General features: G+C 65.9%; 10 protein-coding genes and 1 pseudogene. 1 reads left to right on the top strand and 10 read right to left on the bottom strand.

Going from position 1 to position 13144, the window contains the following annotated elements; all coding sequences use genetic code 11:
- The 10 genes and pseudogenes from ACODSU_RS24840 to ACODSU_RS24885 all read right to left on the bottom strand — a co-directional run.
- Positions 1 to 127 (bottom strand): annotated as a pseudogene (locus ACODSU_RS24840) (electron transfer flavoprotein subunit beta/FixA family protein); the annotation flags it as partial.
- A gap of 32 nt (positions 128 to 159) precedes the next feature.
- Positions 160 to 1725: a class I adenylate-forming enzyme family protein gene (locus ACODSU_RS24845; RefSeq protein ID WP_488845580.1), complete on the bottom strand. Its 1566-nt coding sequence runs from the start codon at positions 1723 to 1725 to the stop codon at positions 160 to 162.
- 8 nt (positions 1726 to 1733) lie between these two features.
- Complete coding sequence (locus ACODSU_RS24850) at positions 1734 to 2747, bottom strand: Bug family tripartite tricarboxylate transporter substrate binding protein (protein ID WP_488845582.1); 1014 nt, start codon at positions 2745 to 2747, stop codon at positions 1734 to 1736.
- Positions 2748 to 3083: 336 nt separating this feature from the next.
- A complete protein-coding gene (locus ACODSU_RS24855; RefSeq protein ID WP_488845584.1) occupies positions 3084 to 4082 on the bottom strand; it encodes a Bug family tripartite tricarboxylate transporter substrate binding protein in 999 nt (332 codons plus the stop codon).
- Between the two features lie 15 nt (positions 4083 to 4097).
- Entirely contained in the window at positions 4098 to 5354 is a 1257-nt protein-coding gene (locus ACODSU_RS24860) for a CaiB/BaiF CoA transferase family protein (RefSeq protein ID WP_488845586.1), read from the bottom strand.
- Positions 5351 to 6187 carry an oxepin-CoA hydrolase, alternative type gene (locus ACODSU_RS24865; RefSeq protein WP_488845588.1) on the bottom strand — a complete coding sequence of 279 codons (837 nt, stop codon included), beginning with the start codon at positions 6185 to 6187 and terminating at the stop codon, positions 5351 to 5353. The genes ACODSU_RS24860 and ACODSU_RS24865 overlap by 4 nt, the downstream gene beginning before the upstream one ends.
- Before the next feature lie 4 nt (positions 6188 to 6191).
- Complete coding sequence (locus ACODSU_RS24870; RefSeq protein ID WP_488845590.1) at positions 6192 to 7325, bottom strand: acyl-CoA dehydrogenase family protein; 1134 nt, start codon at positions 7323 to 7325, stop codon at positions 6192 to 6194.
- 10 nt (positions 7326 to 7335) lie between these two features.
- Complete coding sequence (locus tag ACODSU_RS24875) at positions 7336 to 8532, bottom strand: acyl-CoA dehydrogenase family protein (protein WP_488845592.1); 1197 nt, start codon at positions 8530 to 8532, stop codon at positions 7336 to 7338.
- Positions 8533 to 8575: 43 nt separating this feature from the next.
- Positions 8576 to 9751, bottom strand: coding sequence for an acetyl-CoA C-acyltransferase (locus tag ACODSU_RS24880; RefSeq protein ID WP_488845594.1), 1176 nt, complete (start codon positions 9749 to 9751; stop codon positions 8576 to 8578).
- A 122-nt stretch (positions 9752 to 9873) separates the two neighbouring features.
- Positions 9874 to 11994: a 3-hydroxyacyl-CoA dehydrogenase NAD-binding domain-containing protein gene (locus ACODSU_RS24885; protein ID WP_488845596.1), complete on the bottom strand. Its 2121-nt coding sequence runs from the start codon at positions 11992 to 11994 to the stop codon at positions 9874 to 9876.
- Positions 11995 to 12147: 153 nt separating this feature from the next.
- Between ACODSU_RS24885 and ACODSU_RS24890 the strand changes: the two genes are divergently transcribed.
- On the top strand, positions 12148 to 13068 hold the full coding sequence (locus tag ACODSU_RS24890; RefSeq protein ID WP_488845598.1) for a LysR family transcriptional regulator: 921 nt from the start codon (positions 12148 to 12150) through the stop codon (positions 13066 to 13068).
- The last annotated feature ends 76 nt before the right edge of the window (positions 13069 to 13144 follow it).

Genomic DNA, 13144 nt, shown 5'->3' on the forward strand with positions numbered 1-13144 from the left:
CGGCGATTTCGTCAAAGGGGTTCATGCTCATCTTCACGTTGGCGATGTCCACACCTGTGTTGTCCGACTTCACGCGGACCTTCACGTTGTAGTCCACCACGCGCTTGACGGGGACGAGGATTTTCATGGTTGGGTCTTTCTGAAAAAACAGGAAATCGATCAGTGCGACAGCGTGCGGTGCAGGTCGCGCAACTCGCGCTTGAGCACCTTGCCAATCGCGCTGCGCGGCAGCTCATCAATGAAATGCAGCGCGGCCAGCCGCTGTGTCTTGCCCGCCCGGGCGTTGTACCAACCCATGATCTGGGCGGCGTCATCGTTGGCGCCCGGTCGGCGGCACACAAAGGCCACCGGCGTCTCGCCCCACTGCTCGGAGGGCACGCCGGTCACGGCCACGTCCTCCACAGCGGGGTGCTTGCGCAGCTCGGCTTCGAGGTCGCAGGGGTAAATGTTGAAGCCGCCGCTGATGACCATGTCCTTGCGGCGGTCCAGCAGGGTCAGAAATCCGTCCGCGTCAAACCGGCCCACGTCGCCCGTGCGGATGAAGCGCTTGCCGGTGGCGTCAAACCACTCGGCCTCGCGCGTCTTGTCGGGCTGGCGGTGGTAGCCGGTCATCATGCCGGGCGAGTGGCCCACCACCTCGCCGGTGGCACCGGGCGGCAGCTCATGGCCCTCTTCGTCGATCAGGCGGATGTCACTGGTGGAGGCCGGCTGGCCCACGGTGTGCAGCTTGTCCGGGTGCTCATGCGCCGCCAGGATGCAGGTGCCGCCGCCTTCGGTCATGCCGTAGAACTCGTACAGCGCGCCCGGCCAGCGCGCCAGGATGTCGGCCTTGAGCTCGGAGCGGAACGGCGCGCTGGTGCAGAACTTGGCGCGAAAGGACGACAGGTCGAATTCACCAAACTGCGGCAGCGCCATGATGCGCTGGTATTGCACCGGCACCAGCATCGAATGCGTGGCGCGGATCTGCTGCGCGGTCTGCAGGTAGCGCAGCGCATCGAACTTCGCCATCAGCCGCACGCTGCCGCCCCAGCACAGGCCGGGGAAGAACGACACCAGCGTGGTGTTGGAATACAGCGGCGTGGCCAGCAGCGTGACGCTGTCGGGACCGTAGCCCTGCGCCAGGCCGCGCACCAGATGCGCCCAGCGCATGCCATGCGATTGCACGATGCCCTTGGGGTTGCCGGTGGTGCCGGAGGAATAAATGATGTTGAACGGGTGCTCAGGCCCCACGTCCACCGACTGCGGCACCGCGCCTTCAGGGGCAAGCCACTCGCTCCACGGCGTGCCCGCGCCGGTGTCGTCCAGCGCCACGAGCGGCAGCGCACCGGCGCCTTCCATCACCGCAGGCGGCACCGCCGCCCTGCCCTGCGCATCGGCAAACAGCAGGCGCGCCTGGGCATCGCCCAGCATGGACGCCATGGCCTCGGGCGTGACGGACGGCGCCAGTGGCGCCACCACCACACCTGCACGCAGGGCGCCCAGGTACACGGCGGCATAACGCACCGATGACGCGGCGCACACGGCCACCACATCGCCCGACTGCAGGCCCGCCTGCTGCAACGATGCGGCCACGCGGTCCACCAGGGCATCGAGTGCAGCCCAATCCAGCGCGAATTCGTCATCGGCCAAGGCATTGGCCTGCGGGCGCTGCCGCGCGTTTTCACGCAGCAGATCGGAGACCCGGCGGAACGGGGGGAAAGGGGCAGAGGCAGTGGTGTTGGTCATGGCCCAACTTACTCGAAGACGATGCCCTTGTCGCGGATCACCTGGCCCCACTTGGCGTAATCGCCACGCACGCGCTTGGCCATCTGGTCCGGGTCCTGGTAGTGGGCGATGGCACCGGCGTTGAGTAGCTTGTCCTGCACTTCCTTGTCAGCCAGGATGGCTTTGACTTCGGTGCTGATGCGGTCGACCACCTCCTTGGGCGTGCCAGGCGGGGCCATCAGGCCGCCCCACGACACGGCATCAAAGCCCTTGAAGCCCTGCTCGGCAATGGTGGGCACGTTGGGGATCACGCCCACGCGCTGCGGCGAGCCCACTGCAATCGCGCGCAGCTTGCCCGTCTGGATATGGGGCAGCGCCGCCACGAGGTCGGCATACATCATGGGCACCTGGCCGCCCAGCGTGTCGGTGATGGCGGGCACACCGCCTTTGTAGGGCACATGCTCCATCTCAAATTGACCCAGCTGCTTGAGCAGCTCCATGCTCAGGTGACCAAAGCTGCCCACGCCCGAGGAGGTGTAGTTGAGCTGACCCGGCCGCGCCTTGGCGTGGGTGATGAGCTTTTGCAGATCGGTCACGGTAGGCATCTGCGCCGGGTTGACCACCACTACGATGGGCAGGTCGTACACGGTAGCCACGGACACGAAATCCTTGGTGGTGTCGTAGCCCGCCTTTTTGTACAGGTGCGGAGCCAACAGCGTGGGCGTGGCCAGCATCATGAGCGTGTAGCCGTCGCCAGGGTTCTTGGCGATCTGCTGCGCGGCAATCGAGCCCGAAGCGCCCGCGCGGTTCTCCACCACCACGGGCTGCTTCAGCCGCTCGGCCAGCTTCTGGCCGACGATGCGCGAAGCCGTGTCGGTGGGCCCCCCTGCTGGGAAGGGCACCACGAGCTTGATCATCTTGTTGGGCCAGGCCTGGGCGTGTGCCGGAGCCGTGCCCAGCAGGCCAAGCGCCGACACAACCACAGCCGTTGCAAGCACTGCGCGACGCGAAAAGGCGGCGGGAAAAAGACATTGTTTCGTCATCAGAGATCCGTTTTTACTTTCAGCTTTTGTGCTGGCCCACGCCCGACGTAACCGGCGCTGCCCAGGCACGGGCAGCCGCGCAAGGGCCGCCCCGCCGCGCTGGCTGCGTCCCCCTGCCCGCAACGCGCAGCGTTGCGAGAGCGGGGGGAAGGCGCGAAGCGACTCAGGGGGTTAAGGCAACGCTGAACAAGTCCTCCCGAGCGGCGCATCCCTGGCTCAGGACGGTCTGCGGCGTTGCAAATACTCGCCATAGCAATGGCTATGGCTGCGTTTTGCGCCTTGCAGCCCATCCCGATCCAGGGCCCGCCGCATCGGGCGGACTTATTCAACGTCGCCTCAATCAAGCTTCGCGCCAGAGACCTTCACCACCCGCTCCCATACCGGCGCATCCTTCTTGAACTGCGCATTGAACTGCTCGGGGCTGCTGCCCACCGGGATAAAGCCCATCTGCTGGATGCGCTCGCGCACTTCGGGCAGCGCGATGATGGCCTGCAGCTCGGTGCCCAGGCGGGCCACCACTTCAGGCGGGGTCTTGGCGGGAGCGCTCATGCCCACCCAGCCGGTCACCTGGAACACCTCGTCCTTGATGCCCTGCTCGGACATGGTGGCCAGTTTGGGCAGCGCGTCCATGCGCTGGGTGCCGGTCACGGCCAGCGGCTTGAGACGGCCCGATTCGATGTAGGGCCGGGCTGACTGCAGGCTGGCAAACGCCATCTGGAACTGCCCGCCCACGAGGTCCTGCAGCATGGGGGCCTCGCCCTTGTAGGCCACATGGTTCATGTCGGCCTTGTGCTTGTCGGACAGCCATGCACCCGCCAGATGGGCGTACGAACCCATGCCCCACGAGCCATAGGCGATCTTGCCCTTGTTGCGGTCGATGTAGGCCATCAGCTCCGACGCGTTGTTGACCGGCAGCTGCGGGTTGACCAGCAGCACCACCGGCGCCAGCGCGATCTGCGTGATGAGGGCCTGGTCCTTTTGCGGCTGGTAAGGCAGGCGGTCGTACAGGAACTGGTTGATGAGCATGGTGGTGCCCAGGGACACCAGCAGGGTGTAGCCGTCGGCCGGCGACTTGAGCGCCTGGTCGGTGCCGGTCACGCCGCCGGCTCCGCCGCGGTTGTCCACCAGCACAGGCTGGCCCAGCCGGGCCGAGAGCTTCTCGCCCAGCGTGCGGGCGGTGATATCGGTGGCGCCGCCCGCCGGGTACGGCACGATCAGCTTGATGGGCTTGGCAGGCCATGCCTGCGCATGGGCTGCCGACATGATGCCGGGGACAGCCAAGGGGGCCAGGGCAGCCACGGTGGCCAGGATGGCGCGGCGGGAAAGGGATCGCATGGGGGGAGTCTCCTGTCAATGTTGTTGTGGGTCGGGCAGCGTGAGCACGCCCTTGTCGCGCAGGGCCTGCAGCTCGGCCTCGGGCAGTTGCAGCAGCTGCTGCAGCACTTCGCGCGTGGCCGCGCCCAGGGTGGGCGGTGCGTTGCGGATGGGCAGGCGCTGCCCGTCCAGCCGATAAGGCGGCGCGAAGACATGCGTGGTGCCCGCCACGGGGTGGGGCATTTCCTGCAGCAGGCCGCCGCGGCGCGTGCGCTCGCTGGTCAGCGCCTCATGCAGGCCGGCCACGCGGCCGCACGGGATGCCCGCAGCGGTCAGGCGTTCGAGCAGCACATCGCGCGGGAAGCTGGCAATCAACGCCTTCATCTCGGGCAGCAAGGTCAGTCGATTGCGGGCACGCTCGACGTTGGTGGCAAAACGGGGGTCTTCCACGATGTCGGGGCGCATCACCACCTGGCGGCAGAACTTGTCGAACTGGCTGTTGTTGCCCACGGCGATGATGAGCGGACCATCCTGTGCCTCGAACATGCCGTAGGGCACGATGGACGGGTGGGCGTTGCCGTAGCGCTGCGGGTCGTGGCCCAGCAGCATGGCGTCCAGGCCGTAGTAGCCGGTAATCATCAGGCCGCAGTCGTACAGCGCCATCTCGATGTGTCGGCCCTTGCCGGTGCGTTCGCGGCGGAACAGCGCCGCCAGCACAGCCTGCGCGGCGTACATGCCGGTCATCATGTCCACGGCGGCCACGCCAAACTTCAGCGGCGGCTGGCTGGCCTCACCGTTGATGGCCATCAGACCCGCCTCGCCTTGGATCACCAGGTCATAACCGGGCCGCTTGGCCTCGGGGCCGGAGCTGTCGTAGCCCGCCACCGAGCAGTAGATGAGGTCGGGCTTGATGGCCTTGAGCTGCTCGTAGCCCAGGCCCAGCTTCTCGGCGCCGCCGGTCTTGAAGTTCTGCACCACCACGTCGCACTGCGGCAGCAGGTCGCGGATGATCTTCACGCCTTCGGGCGTCTGCAAGTCCACCGTGATGGACCGCTTGTTGCGGTTCATGCTGTTGTAGTAGGTGGTCTCGGTCTTGCCGATGCGCATGCCCCAGTCGCGGGTGTCGTCACCCCGGCCGGGGTGTTCCACCTTGATGACGTCGGCACCAAAATCGGCCAGCACCTGGCCGCACAGCGGCCCGGCAAACACGCGCGAGAGGTCGAGTACGCGCACGCCTTCGAGCGGGAAGTCCATGCCCTCGGGCAATGCGTGTGTAGGGGTTGTGGAGGTCATTGCGTAGTGTCTTGTGTACCCGCGCCAGCGGCATTGACGTGGCGCAGACGGACGAAATCGGCCGGGCGTTTTTCCAGAAACGCACCAATGCCTTCGCGGGATTCTTCGGTGGCTTGTGACTGCACCATGAGCTGTGCTTCCAGCTCCAGCTGGTCGTCCAGCGGCTGGCTGTAGGCACTGCGGCACAGCGCCTTGATGCGGCCCATGGCCAGGTCTGGCCCGGTAGCTACCTGCGCAGCCAATGCCAATGCCTGCGTCAGCGCCTCACCCGGTTCGGCCAGTCGGTTGACCGGGCCCAATGCGTGCAGCCGCTCGCCCGAGATGCGTTCGCCGGTGAGGCACAGCTCGGTCAGCACATGGCGCGACACGAACTCGGCCAGGAAGGCCGTGGCGCCGCCATCGGGCGTGAGCCCCACCTTCACATAAGCCACCGAGAACACGGCATTGCGCGCAGCCACCAGCATGTCGCAGGCCAGCGCCAGCGACAGGCCCGCACCGGCCGCTGCGCCCTCTACCGCCGCGATCACCGGCTTACGGCAATCGCGCACGGTGCGGATCACGTCGTGCAGGCCTTCGAGCTTGGCGCGGCGCTCTTCCATGGGCAGCTCGCGGCGCTTGGCCAATTGGCGCAAGTCACCGCCCGCGCAAAAGTGCCCGCCTTCGCCCGTGAGCACGATGGCGCCCACGGTGGGGTCGGCGTCGGCCTGCGCCAGTGCCTCGGTCAGCGCCGCGTAGAACGCGGGTGACAACGCATTGCGCGCGGCGGGGTTGTTGTTGGAGAGCACGAGCACCGCACCCTCGCGGCGTTGCAGCAGAGGCAGTGGCTGCTCCATGGCTTCAGCTCCGGCCCAGCGCAATGAAGCGCGCTAGGTGGTGGTCTTCATCGCCAAACTGGTGGTCCACCATGACGAGGCGCTTGGCGTAGTGCGACAGGGGCAGCTCCCACGTCATGCCGATGCCGCCGTGCAGCTGAATGCTTTCTTCAGCGACCAGCGCGCCAATACGGCCCATGGTGACCTTGGCGGCCGACAGCGCACGCTCGCGCTCGGTGCGGTCGGTGCTGTCCATCGCGGCCGCTGCGTTGATGACGGCAGAGCGGGCCTGCTCCACCTCCAGCAGCAAGTCGGCCATGCGGTGCTGCAGGGCCTGGAAGCTGCCAATGGGCACACCAAACTGCTTGCGCGTTTGCAGGTATTCCAGCGTGTGCTTCTTGGCAACGTCCATAGCACCCAGCGCCTCGGCGCACACGGCCAGGATGCCCCAGCCCACGGCATGCTCCAGCGTGGCAAAGCCCTCGCCTTCCGATCCCACCAGCGCGCTGGCGCCGACTTGCACGTTCTGCAACGTGACTTCGGCCACGCGGCCGCCGTCGATACGGCCCATGCCACGGCGGCTCAGGCCTGCGGCATCGGCAGGCACCAAGAAAAGCGAGATGCCGTTTTCATCGCCCACAGCGCCCGAGGTGCGGGCACTGACCAGCAGCATCTGCGCCTGGTCGCCATGCAGCACCACGGCCTTGTGGCCGGTGAGTTGCCAGCCCTCGCCATTGCGCACGGCGCGGGTGGTCACGCGGTTCAATGCGTAATGTGCACCGGCTTCTTCATGCGCCAGTGCGGCCACAGTGCTGCCGTCGATGAGGCTGGCGATGTGTTCCTTCTGTGCCGCGCTGCCCGCCAAGCCCAGCGCCCGGCCCACCACCAGCGCGCCCACAAAGGGCTCCACCACCAAGCCGCCGCCCAGGGCTTCAAACACCACAGCCACGTCAAAGCCTGCGCCGCCAAAGCCACCATCGGCTTCGGGGAACAGCGCGCCAATCGCACCCAGCTCGGCAAAGCGGGCCCACAGTGCTGGGTCCGTACCGGTGTCGCCGTAAGCGATGTGATTGCGGGTTTCGATGCCGTACTGCTCGGCCACGAAGCGGTTCAGGGTGTCCGCCAGCATGCGGCGGTCTTCGGTATGTTCAAAGTTCATCGCGGCAACCTCACAGGCCGAGAATCATCTTGGAGATGATGTTCTTCTGGATTTCATTGGAGCCGCCAAAGATCGACAGCTTGCGGTAGTTGAAGTAGTTGGCTGCTGCCGTGGCAGCCTCCTTCGGCCCCACGGGCTCATCGGCATAGCCTTCGTACTGCGCTTCTTCGATGAAGGGCAGCGCGTACGGTCCCACAGCGCGGCGGATGAGCGACAGGATTTCCTGGCGGATCTCGGTGCCGCGAATCTTGAGCATGGAGCTTTCCGCCCCCGGCACGCCGCCACCGGCCACGGCAGCAATCACGCGCAGGTTGGTGGTCTTCATGTTCTCCAGGTCAATCTCGACCTGAGCCATACGGGCGGCAAACAGCGGGTCCTGGTCAAGCGGCTGGCCGTTCTTCATCACCTTGGCGGCCACCACCTTGAGCTTGGCCAATGCGGCAATGCAAAAGCCCACGCCTGCGATGCCGGTGCGCTCATAGGTCAGCAGGTACTTGGCATAGGTCCAGCCCTTGTTTTCCTCGCCCACCAGGTTTTCCACGGGCACCTTCACGTCGGTGAAGAACACTTCGTTGACTTCCTTGTCGCCATCCAGGGTGCGGATGGGGCGCAACTCCACGCCGGGCGATTTCATGTCCACCAGCAAGAAGCTGATGCCCGACTGGGCCTTGGCCTCGCGGTCGGTGCGTACCAGGCAGAAGATCATGTTGGCGTGCTGGCCCTGGGTGGTCCAGGTCTTCTGGCCGTTGACGATGTAGTGGTCACCCTGGCGCATCGCCGTGGTCTTGACCGAAGCCAGGTCCGAGCCCGCGCCGGGTTCGGAATAGCCCTGGCACCACCAGTCCGCGCCGCTCAGGATGCGGGGCAGCCAGTATTTTTTCTGCGCCTCGTTGCCAAACTTGATGAGCACCGGGCCCAGCATGTTCACGCCAAAGGGCACGATGCGCGGGCCACCGGCCAGGGCGCATTCGGTGTCGAAAATGAACTTCTCGACCGCACCCCAGCCGGGGCCACCGTATTCCTTGGGCCAGTGGTTGGCCAGCCAGCCGCGCTCGTTCAGGATGGCGTGCCACTCGTCCTGGTCGGCCTTGGACAGGCGCTGCCCGGCCTTGACCTTGGTGGCAATGCGTTCGGGCAGCTTGGCTTTCAAGAAAGCCTGCACCTCGGCGCGGAAGGCTTCTTCTTCGGGGGTGAAATTCAGGTCCATATCGGGTCGCTTGCAGTTCAGAGTTCGGTGGTGTGGCGCGGGGTCAGAAGATTTCAAAAAGGCCTGCGGCGCCCATGCCACCTGCAATGCACATCGTCACCACGCCGTACTTGGCCTTGCGGCGGCGGCCTTCGAGCAGCAGGTGACCCACCAGGCGCGCGCCGGTCATGCCAAAGGGGTGGCCAATGGCAATCGCCCCGCCGTTCACGTTCAGTCGCTCGGACGGGATGCCCAGGCGGCGCTGGCAGTACAGGGCCTGCGAGGCAAAGGCTTCGTTCATCTCCCACAGGTCAATGTCCTGCACTGTGAGGCCGTGGCGTGCCAGCAGCTTGGGCACGGCAAACACGGGGCCAATGCCCATCTCGTCGGGCTCGCAACCGGCCACCGCAAAGCCACGGAAGGCGCCCAGCGGCTGCAGGCCACGGCGCTCGGCTTCTTTCGCTTCCATGAGCACGCAGGCGCTGGAGCCGTCGGACAGTTGCGAGGCATTGCCTGCGGTGATGAACTGGCCAGGGCCCTTCACCGGCTCCAGCTTGGCCAGGCCTTCCAGCGTGGTATTGGCGCGGTTGCAGTTGTCGTGCGTGGCGGTCACTTCGCGGTAGGTGACCTCGCCGGTCTCCTTGTTCTTTTCCATCATGCGCGTGGTGCAGGGCACGATCTCGTCAGCAAACACCCCCGCCTGCTGCGCGGCGGCGGTGCGTTGCTGGCTTTGCAGCGAAAACAGGTCCTGGTCTTCACGGCTGATGCCGTAGCGGCGGGCCACGATGTCAGCGGTGTCGATCATGGCCATGTAGAGGTCGGGCTTGTGTTCTTGCAGCCAAGGGTCGATGTCTGCCGGGTTGCCGGGCCGGATGGCGGAGATGCTCTCCACCCCACCCGCCACCATGGCGGGCACGCCTTCGGCCACGATGCGGCCTGCGGCAATCGCCACCGACTGCAGGCCCGACGCGCAAAAGCGGCTGGCCACCATGCCCGCCACCGACAGGGGCAGGCCCGCACGCAGCGCGGTCTGGCGGCCGATGTTCTTGCCGGTGATGCCTTCGGGGTAGCCGCAGCCCATCACCAGGTCTTCGATCAGCTCAGGGTCGATGCCCGAGCGCTCCACCGCTGCCTTGACAGAATACGCCGCCAGCTGGGGGCCGGGTGTGGCGTTGAACTCGCCCCGGTGCGACTTGGTCAGCGGGGTGCGGGCGGTGGAAACGATGACAGCTTCACGCATGATTTGCTCCTGATTTGATAGCTGCTTGCGCTTATTGATAGAGCGCTAGAGGCCAAAATGACTTGAATTCAATGGAATTGAAAGGCCGCCTCATGTGCTGTGCGCGTGGGGCGGCTTCTGCACTATTCGGCCTTGTTCAGGCTGTCAAAGTTGCGCCCCTCCCGCACCAGCTGCACTAGCAAGGGCGAGGGTTTCCAGAACAGCGGGTCTTCCTTCGCAAAGGCCTCGATGTCGGCCAGCAGCTGGGGCAGGCCCGTCATGTCGGCCCACTTCATCGGACCGCCCCGGTGGCGCGGAAAGCCGTAGCCCGCCACAAAGGTCACGTCCACATCCAGCGGGCGCAGGGCAATGCCCTCGTGCACCACGTTGGCCCCTTCGTTGACCATGGCGGCCATGTAGCGGCGCATGATCTCGTCGGCAGTGAAGCTGCGGGGCGTGACGCCCTTCTTGGCGCGCTCGGCATCCACAATGGCCAGCACTTCAGGGTCGGGCTGGCCCATGCGGGAGCCTTCGGGGTAGAGGTAAAAACCGCGCCCGGTCTTTTGCCCAAACCAGCCGCGCTCGCAGATGCGGTCTGCAATTTCCACATAACGAGCCTGGGGGTCACGCGTCGCAGCACGGCGCTTGCGCGTGGCCCAGCCAATGTCACCACCGGCCAGGTCTGTCACTTGGAAGGGGCCCATGGCAAAACCGAAGCCGCGCACGGCGGCGTCGATCTCATACGGGCTGGCACCGTCTTCCAGCAGGTAGTCGGCCGCCTGCTTGTAGACAGCCAGGATGCGGTTGCCGATAAAGCCGTCGCACACGCCTGCACGCACGGGCACCTTCTTCAGCTTCTTGGCCAGCTCAAACGCCGTGGCCACCACATCGGTCGCCACTTTGGCGGGCACCACAATCTCCAGCAGCTTCATGATGTTGGCGGGGCTGAAGAAGTGCAGGCCGATCACGTCCTGCGGGCGGCTGGTGGCGGCGGCAATGGACTCAATGTCAAGGTAAGACGTGTTGGTGGCCAGCACGGCACCGGGCTTGCACACGCGGTCCAGCTCGCGGAACACGGTCTTCTTGACCTCGATGTCTTCAAACACGGCTTCGATCACCAGGTCCACCTGGGCGATGTCGGCATAGCTGGTGCTGCCGGTGTAGCGCGCCATCACGGCGACCTTCGCTGCGTCGGTCATACGGCCTTTGGCGACCAGGGCGTTGTAGACCTTCTCGACATTGGCGCGGCCACGGGCGATGGACTCCGCATCGCGCTCGATCATGGTCACGGGCAGGCCCGCATCCAGCGCCGCCACGGCAATGCCCGCGCCCATGGTGCCGCCACCGATGACGGCAATGCTGGCCACAGGGCGTGGCTGCGCGGCCTGTGCCTCGGGCACCTTGACCACTTCACGCTCGGCAAAAAAGGCGTGGATGAGCCCGGCGCGTTGTGGGCTGTCGATGCATTCCATGAACAGGGCACGCTCGCGGGCCACGCCTTCGTCAAACGGGAGTTGGACCGCGGCCTGCACGCATTCGATGATCTTGAGGGGTGAGAACAGGCCGCGCGACTTCTTTGCTGTCTCGGTCTTTTGCTCTTCCAGCCAAGCCAGTGCAGCTTGCGACTCGGCAATGGCAAGGTCACGCGTGCGGCGCACGGGGGCATTGGCAGCCAGCAGCTCGCGCACATAGGCCAGGCCTGCGGCCAGCGGGTCGGTGCCTTCCACCAGTTTGTCGACCAGACCTGCCTGCAGCGCGGCCTGGGCCTTGAGGGGCTGGCCACTGAGCATGAGGGTGGTGGCGGCTTGCACGCCCATCAGGCGCGGGGCGCGCTGGGTGCCGCCCGAGCCTGGCAGCAGGCCCAGGTTCACCTCGGGCAGGCCGAGCGTGGCAGCGGGCAAAGCCAGCCGGTAGTGGGCCGACAAAGCCACCTCCAGCCCACCGCCCAGGGCGGCGCCGTGCAGCACGGCGACCACGGGCTTGTTCAGGTTTTCGATGGCGCGGCAGACCTCGGGCAGGATGGGAGCCACCGGGGGCTTACCAAATTCGCGGATGTCCGCCCCGGCAATGAAGGCTTTGCCCGCGCCCACCAGCAGCACGGCGGTCACGGCGGCGTCGGCCTGCGCCTGCTGCATGGCCGCCAACAGGCCCTGGCGCACGGCGGCGCCCAGGGCATTGACGGGCGGGTTGTCGATGGTGACGACCAGAACATCGCCATGCAGCGCGGTCGTAACAACGGAAGATGCGGCAGCGGCGGCGTGCATACGGGGAAGTCTCCTGGTCAATGGCTGTGCCTGTTGATGACCGGGGGATTGTTGATGCGCGAAGTAATCTTGACAATTACAGAGCCCATTGACAGACTGTCAAAACCATTTTGACAAACTGCAGCCAACGCGCGGTCAAGCGCCGCCCCACCTATGGAACTCACCTCCCTCACCGTGCTGGTCGACATCCTCGATGCCGGCAACCTGAGCCAGGCCGCGCGCAACCTGAAGATGACCCGGGCCAACGTGAGCTACCACCTGCACCAGCTGGAAAAATCGGTGGGTGTGCAACTGGTGCGCCGGACCACGCGGCGTGTGGAGCCCACCGAGGTGGGGCTGCGCCTGTACGCCCATGGCCGCGCCATTCAGAACGAAATGCTGGCCGCGCGCGAAACCATTGCCACGCTGGGCCAGGGCCTGCAGGGCCGCGTGGGCCTGAGCGTGCCGAGCGGCTACGGGCAGATGGTGATGTCGGACTGGCTGATCGACTTCAAGCGGCTGTACCCCGGCATCGTGCTGGACGTGCGCTTTGAAAACCGGGTGGACGACCTGATCCGTGATGAGGTGGACATCGCCATCCGCGTGATGCCCGAGCCCCCACCCACGCTGGTGGCGCGCGACCTGGGCAGCGTGCGCTATATCGCATGCGCATCGCGCGGGTACGCCGAGGCGCATGGGCTGCCCCAGGACTTCGAGGCGCTGCAGGCTGCGCCGGTGATTACCGCAGGGGTGGTGGGCAAGCAGCTGCGCCTGCGAGGGTACCGGGGTGACCAGCGCCAGGAAGCCATGCTGGAGCCCACCCTCATTTCGGAGCACTTTCCGTTTCTGCGCCAGGGCATCCTGGCAGGGCTGGGCGTGGGGCTGGTACCGGACTACGTGGTGCAGGACGCCGTGTCCAGCGGGGACGTGCTGACTACGCTCGACGACTGGCGGTTGAGCATTTTTGGCACCCAGATGTTCATGCTCTACATGCCCAACCGCCACCAGACCCGGGCGGTGCGCACCTGCATTGACTACCTGCTGGGGCGGGCACTGCCGGCAGCCAGCCAAGGAGTGACTGCGGAGCCCGTATGAGCATCTTCTACGGGTTTACAAGCGGCGGTTTCAACAACGAAGTGCGCCAGTCCCCAGTGTAAGTGGGGTCACTTTG

Source organism: Acidovorax sp. FG48 (assembly GCF_057809085.1).

Coding starts and splice junctions, on each gene's coding strand:
- ACODSU_RS24845 (WP_488845580.1), bottom strand. CDS start 1,725: ATGACCAACACCACTGCCTCTGCCCCTTTCCCCCCGTTCCGCCGGGTC.
- ACODSU_RS24850 (WP_488845582.1), bottom strand. CDS start 2,747: ATGACGAAACAATGTCTTTTTCCCGCCGCCTTTTCGCGTCGCGCAGTG.
- ACODSU_RS24855 (WP_488845584.1), bottom strand. CDS start 4,082: ATGCGATCCCTTTCCCGCCGCGCCATCCTGGCCACCGTGGCTGCCCTG.
- ACODSU_RS24860 (WP_488845586.1), bottom strand. CDS start 5,354: ATGACCTCCACAACCCCTACACACGCATTGCCCGAGGGCATGGACTTC.
- ACODSU_RS24865 (WP_488845588.1), bottom strand. CDS start 6,187: ATGGAGCAGCCACTGCCTCTGCTGCAACGCCGCGAGGGTGCGGTGCTC.
- ACODSU_RS24870 (WP_488845590.1), bottom strand. CDS start 7,325: ATGAACTTTGAACATACCGAAGACCGCCGCATGCTGGCGGACACCCTG.
- ACODSU_RS24875 (WP_488845592.1), bottom strand. CDS start 8,532: ATGGACCTGAATTTCACCCCCGAAGAAGAAGCCTTCCGCGCCGAGGTG.
- ACODSU_RS24880 (WP_488845594.1), bottom strand. CDS start 9,751: ATGCGTGAAGCTGTCATCGTTTCCACCGCCCGCACCCCGCTGACCAAG.
- ACODSU_RS24885 (WP_488845596.1), bottom strand. CDS start 11,994: ATGCACGCCGCCGCTGCCGCATCTTCCGTTGTTACGACCGCGCTGCAT.
- ACODSU_RS24890 (WP_488845598.1), top strand. CDS start 12,148: ATGGAACTCACCTCCCTCACCGTGCTGGTCGACATCCTCGATGCCGGC.